The sequence below is a fragment of the Synechococcus sp. R3-13 genome (assembly GCF_047462195.1).
GTDB lineage: Bacteria > Cyanobacteriota > Cyanobacteriia > Thermostichales > Thermostichaceae > Thermostichus.
In genome coordinates this window covers 1-5384 of the sequence record NZ_JANSIO010000196.1, presented here as the reverse complement: position 1 = coordinate 5384, position 5384 = coordinate 1, and the positions used below count along the sequence as shown (strand labels likewise).

The following is a 5384-nucleotide window of genomic DNA, read 5'->3' as shown; positions in this document are numbered from 1 at the left end:
TGAAATCCGCTTCTTCTCGAACAAGCTCCGCAGCGCTGGCTTTGAACGCCTTGAGGGCAGCCAACGTAGCCGGCAGATCCGCTTGCAGCCCATCCGGCTGCACCACCCCCACATCCAACGCCCGCGGCCGATGGAGAAACTTCCCCTCCACGTAACGCTCCAGGAGCCAGCGGGGAGCCGGCGTAACAAAGATGGGCAGAACATGGGGATCCCGCCGCAGCAAAGCATTCACGACCGCCGCCAGACGGGTAACGTGCCCAAACCCGTGCGCTGTTGCCGCCACATACAGAGGAACGGGATTCATCGCGACCACCTCAAGACAGAACAGGATCTGCGGGGGACTTTTCCCTACGGGATCCCCACAGATTGCTGGCCAAAATCAGACCCAGGCCCAGCACGGATCCCAGCGCAATCCTCTCGCCCAACAGCACCGCAATCAACCCCAACGACAAAAAGGGCGTCACATACACCCAGTTGGCCAGGGATCCCCGATGGCCCGCCAACTCCAGAGCCCGCAGCCAAAATACAAAAGTCAGGCCCATCTCCGCCAGACCAATGTAAGCCGCCCAACCCAGCCCCGCAACTGTCCAAGAGACCTCCTGAAACGGCAGCAGTAGCAGGCCATAGAGGCTGCCGAAGAGAAACCCCATAAACAGCTTCAGCACCGCATCTCGCCCATCCCGCACATTGAGCAGCCAGTAGAGCGCCCAGATTCCAGAGCTGCCCACCGCCAGCAGCACCCCCCAGGGATCCTCCACCTGCAAGGTGCCCCAGGATCCCCCCGTAGCCACCAGCACCACCCCCAGCAGGCTCACCCCCAAGGCCAACACCAGCCGCCAACGGAAGCGCTCTCCCAGCAGCGGCACCGCCAAAAGAGCCAGCACCAGCGGCCAGGTGTAGTTCAAAGCCATCGCCGCCTGAGCCGACAGACGGTCATAAGCCTGGAACAACACCCCATAGTAGCCGAAGGGGTTGAGCAGCCCCTGAAGGGCCGACAGGCGGATTTGGGATCCCCTCTGCCTGCCGATCAACCTCGCCCGCCCTGTAACCACCAAAACGATCCCCAGGATCAAGCAAGAGCTCAATGCCGAAAAAATCAGCAAGACCGTCGGCGACAGGTGCTGCAACCCAAACTTAAAAGCGCTGGCAGCCGTAGCCCAGCCCAAGATGGCCGCCGCCAGGTAAGCATATGCTCGCCAGAGATCCCTGCCCATCAAAAGCTGTCGAGATGGTGCTCCGCACCGCTACCGCCGTCCTCTGGCTTCGACTTAGCTCCGGTGGGAAGGCCCAGCCGCGGTGCCACCACCCAGGCGTAGAGCAGGTAGCCCAACCCCGCCACCACCGCCCACCTGAGAACGGTGCCGAAAACCCGGAAGAACAGCCCAACCAGAAGAATACAGCCCAGAATGGCGAAGACCGTCACCAGTGGACGCCCCCAAGTCTCAATCCAAGCTCGAACGGCACTTTTCCCCTGAGACGCAACGGATGTTCCCGACTCCCGAGAGGCTGCAGCCGCCTGCTCCAGTTCACGCTCAAGCTGTTTCAGCCGTTCTTGTTCTGAGAAAGAGAGATCGGACATAGAGAGCAGTCTCCAGCGGTGTCACCTCCATCTTACGAGCTGCTCCCGAAGATGGGCAGACTAAGCCCGCGCCGAAGGGATCTCCTGAACCATAGCCCGGAACACATCCAAAGCCGGGCCAGGGCGACGGTTAGGACGCGGAGCCGAGATCTCATTGGGCACAAAAGGCTTCTCCACCACCACCTTGGGCTTGTTGGCAGGAGCAGTTGCTGTAGCCGCAGGAGCAGAGCTGGGAGAAGCCGGTGCAGAACGAAAAGGCCCGGTAACAAAATCCACCAAGCCGCCGAAGAGAATGCCGAAAAAGGAGAACAGGCCGCCGAAAAGCTTTTTGAGGATACCCATAGCTAATTGCAAAGAGATGAGGTGAGAACTTGTCGATGTTATGTCGATGTTGTGAAGTTATACAACTCGACCTTCATTATTGTTAAAAGGTAGCCTCTTGGCCATGAGTAAATATGCTCTTTTTCTCAGGGATCCCCCACCCGCCTGCCCTCGGCGTCAAATCGCTGTAGGGGTAGGGTCAACTCCAGCTCTTGCAGCTCCAAAGGTTGAGAGACCCCCCTGCCGCGCCCCAAAGCAAAGCCATCCGCCGCTGCCGGGTTCACGTCATAGCCGATATCTGCCATTGCTTCGACGGTGAGAATGCTTAAGGGGTTGGCTACCCCCCGGTCGATGCGGCTGGTCATCAGCTCGCGGCCCAAGACGCTCTCCCGCCAATGGGAATCTCGGGATCCCTCCCCAAACTGGTTCTCCAAGGGCACAGAGGGCGCGTTTCCTCCCAGCGTGGCGAAGGCGCTGACCGCCCTGGGGCCGATGAAGCGGGGATCGTAGCCAGGGGGCGTAGGCTGATCCCGTCCCACCAAGCCCACCGTTAGCCCCTTGGGATCCCAGACGATGGGCAAGAAGCCCAAGGCATGGCCCAACTCGTGCAGGGCAGTAATGGGCAGATCCCCTCGTTCTTCCAGGGCAGATAGATTTTGACTGTTGAACAGAACTACGGAGTAAAAAGGCAGACCATTAGAGGCCCGTACAAAACAGGGAGCAGCTCCCCCCAAAATTCGCTCGTCGCCGAGATTTCTGGCCCGCACCTCCACCAACAGATCGTCGATGGGGAAATTGAGTGGCGTGCTGGGAAACCCTCGATCACATTCGTCGGCCCGAATAGTGGTGGGGGGCAGATCCGGCTGGTCGCCAACGATGATCTGTTGCCAGCGCAGAGCGGCATTGCGGACGATCGACTGCTGGGTGGGGGTGAGACTGTTGTCGGGAAAGCGAACGTCAATGGTGAACTGGGAAGCAGGCGCAGTCGTTGGCGAGGGCAAAGGGGCAGGAATGACAGTCGGAGTAGGGGTGAGAACGACAGTTGGAGTAGAAGTGGGAATGACGGTTGGAATGGGAGTGGGAATGACACTCACAGAAGAGGAGCCACCACTTCCCCCGCAGGCCTTGAGCGCCAGTACCAGAAGCACAGCCACCAGGGATCCAAGCAGGCGCAGGCCCCACACTCTGCCCAAAAGCAGTCGCTGCCTTGAATTCACACCACCTCCAAAAAAGCCCCATGACCCAAGTGGATCATACCGGCTGCAACCATCCTCCCGAGCATGATTTGCGTCACACCGCACCGGTCAACTTCAAGGCCAGGAAGAGATGGGTTTGGAGGTCTATATTTTCAGGTCAGGATCTCTCAATCTGAGGAGTCGGAAGAGTTTTCCTCTTCTATGCCCCAGCCCGCAGCCAAAACATCCACCGCTGCCCGCAGCGCCTGGTTATCCCCCAAGAGCTCCTCGGGATCCGAACGCGGCTCCACCAGGGGAACCAAGCGCAGAATACGTCCGTCCTGAACCAAGTCGATAACCACGCCCGGCTGCTCCTTGCCCAGGTTGGCCATCTCTTCTTCGGAAGCGGGATCCCGCAGACAGGCATAATCAAAGCTGTTCACATTTAAGTAGAGGCTACGGTTTACCACCAGTGTGGCAGCAGTGGGATCCTGAAAAACATCCACCACGCAGCCTTCCCCTTGCTTCCGCACTGAGCCATCGACGATATCGAAGTAGCGAACACGGGCCAAATCGGATAGGAGTCGGTAAATATCCCGCTTGTTCACCAAAGTTCCCGTATTCACAATACAGGGGGCACAGGGATGAGTGTCTGTCATAGAGCAGTCGGTCTCGAAAGGTCAACAGATTGAGAGTAGGCAAAAGGAAAGCAACATCAACAGTGTCTGCAAACTATCTCCGAAAACATCAGTCCTCGGCAATTCTAGGCGCGGTTATGGTTGACAAGCAACAGGTATCCGTAACTTTACAAAAACTTTAATCAGCTAAAAAAGAGAGAAGTAGCCTGCCCTGCTTTATCCAGTTAACCCAGTGCAACAACAGAACAACTCGCTCCATTCCGCCTACCCAGGGCTCAGACTGCTCTCAAGGCAAAATCAATCCATAGCTTTGCTTCTATCGACTTTATCACAGCCTTCCAAAAAGGGCACAGGCCACTACAAGGTGCAATCTCCAGACAAAAGGGACAGAGGCTGTCCGGCAGGATTCTACCTGCATCTTGTGGGAAGGCAAGTAGCTGAGCAGCTTTAGACTCTAGATATTGTAGATAGATATTGTAGATGAACCCCGAACAGACCGTCTTCGATTCAGAACTCTCCCCTTGGCTTCTTAGGAAGGATAGCATAGGGTACCAAGCCCGCTGCCTGAGAAAGTGTTGACTTTCCACCAGAGACGACTTCTGCCATGGCAACCACTCCCCAACGCCAGACCCTGCCAGTTGTCGATTTCGCCGCCTTTCAAAACGGAACGTCAGGTGAGCGGGAGCAGCTTGTCCGCCAGGTGGGGGAAGCGCTGCAACAGATTGGCTTTTTTGCCTTGGTTAACCATGGCCTATCGCCGGAATTGATCCGGGAAGCCTATGAAGCCGCAGAAGCCGTTTTTCTTTTGCCAGAGCCAACCAAGAGAACCTATGAGGATCCGGCGCTGCTGGGGCAACGAGGGTACACCCCCTTTGGCAAAGAACATGCCAAAAATCACCCCTACCCTGACTTGAAAGAGTTTTGGCACATCGGGCGCGAAGGGGATCCCCACCTTCCTGCCAACATCTGGCCTCGGGAGGTGCCCCAATTTCGCAGGGTGATGCTAGAGCTGTTCGCCCAACTGGAAACCTGTGCCCAGGGACTGTTGCAAGCAATCTCTCTGTATCTGGGGGAGCCTGCCGAATACCTGCCCAAAGCGGCGGAAGGAGGAGCCAATCTCTTGCGGGTGATTCACTATCCGCCCCTTCCCGCTGAAGCCCCTCCCCAGAGTTTACGAGCTGCAGCCCATGAAGACATCAACTTGATCACGCTCTTGTGTGAAGCCACCGCGCCAGGTCTAGAGCTTCTGCAACGAGATGGATCTTGGCTGCCCATTTCGGCCCTCCCTGGTCAGATCATTGTCGATGCCGGGGATATGCTGCAAAACCTCACCAATGGCCTGCTGCGCAGCACCACCCATCGGGTGACCAACCCCGACAACCCCCAAGAGCGCCGCTTTTCCATTCCCTTCTTTGTGCATCCGCGTGCAGAAGTGGATCTCACACCCTTGCCGACTTGTGTGGCCCGCACCGGCGGGATCCCTCGGTTTCCTTCCCTGACTGCCGGAGAATACTTGGCCCAGCGGTTGAGGGAAATTGGCCTGGCCGAGGCAGGATCCCCGCCCCAGCATTGATCCCAACTGGGGGTCTCTATGGTTCGGATCCCGGCCTTGCCCTACGAGTATGAAGTTCCCAGCCTGTCTCAGCTAGAAATCGCAGGAGCCCCGCACTG

Annotated in this window: 6 protein-coding genes and 1 pseudogene; 1 reads left to right on the top strand and 6 read right to left on the bottom strand. The window is 57.7% G+C overall.

Annotation, left to right across the window (positions count from 1 at the left end; genetic code table 11):
- The 6 genes and pseudogenes from NW856_RS06040 to NW856_RS06015 all read right to left on the bottom strand — a co-directional run.
- Positions 1–304: pseudogene (locus tag NW856_RS06040) on the bottom strand (glycosyl transferase); the annotation flags it as partial.
- Positions 305–314: 10 nt separating this feature from the next.
- Positions 315–1214, bottom strand: coding sequence for a DMT family transporter (locus tag NW856_RS06035; protein WP_414399509.1), 900 nt, complete (start codon positions 1212–1214; stop codon positions 315–317).
- Positions 1214–1579 (bottom strand): hypothetical protein, encoded by a 366-nt coding sequence (locus NW856_RS06030; RefSeq protein ID WP_414399508.1) that lies wholly within the window; start codon positions 1577–1579, stop codon positions 1214–1216. Before NW856_RS06030 ends, NW856_RS06035 begins: the two co-directional genes overlap by 1 nt.
- A 60-nt stretch (positions 1580–1639) precedes the next feature.
- Complete coding sequence (locus NW856_RS06025) at positions 1640–1921, bottom strand: hypothetical protein (protein ID WP_011432432.1); 282 nt, start codon at positions 1919–1921, stop codon at positions 1640–1642.
- 125 nt (positions 1922–2046) lie between these two features.
- Positions 2047–3084, bottom strand: a complete 1038-nt coding sequence (locus NW856_RS06020) for a leishmanolysin-related zinc metalloendopeptidase (RefSeq protein ID WP_414399510.1) — start codon at positions 3082–3084, stop codon at positions 2047–2049.
- Positions 3085–3263: 179 nt separating this feature from the next.
- Positions 3264–3734, bottom strand: a complete 471-nt coding sequence (locus tag NW856_RS06015) for a hypothetical protein (protein ID WP_011432434.1) — start codon at positions 3732–3734, stop codon at positions 3264–3266.
- Between the two features lie 583 nt (positions 3735–4317).
- Here NW856_RS06015 and NW856_RS06010 point away from each other — a divergent pair.
- A complete protein-coding gene (locus NW856_RS06010; protein ID WP_414399507.1) occupies positions 4318–5286 on the top strand; it encodes an isopenicillin N synthase family dioxygenase in 969 nt (322 codons plus the stop codon).
- The last annotated feature ends 98 nt before the right edge of the window (positions 5287–5384 follow it).

Excerpts from the sequence above, each read along its gene's own strand:
- NW856_RS06015 (WP_011432434.1), bottom strand. The coding sequence starts at position 3,734 with ATGACAGACACTCATCCCTGTGCCCCCTGTATTGTGAATACGGGAACT.
- NW856_RS06035 (WP_414399509.1), bottom strand. The coding sequence starts at position 1,214 with ATGGGCAGGGATCTCTGGCGAGCATATGCTTACCTGGCGGCGGCCATC.
- NW856_RS06025 (WP_011432432.1), bottom strand. The coding sequence starts at position 1,921 with ATGGGTATCCTCAAAAAGCTTTTCGGCGGCCTGTTCTCCTTTTTCGGC.
- NW856_RS06030 (WP_414399508.1), bottom strand. The coding sequence starts at position 1,579 with ATGTCCGATCTCTCTTTCTCAGAACAAGAACGGCTGAAACAGCTTGAG.
- NW856_RS06010 (WP_414399507.1), top strand. The coding sequence starts at position 4,318 with ATGGCAACCACTCCCCAACGCCAGACCCTGCCAGTTGTCGATTTCGCC.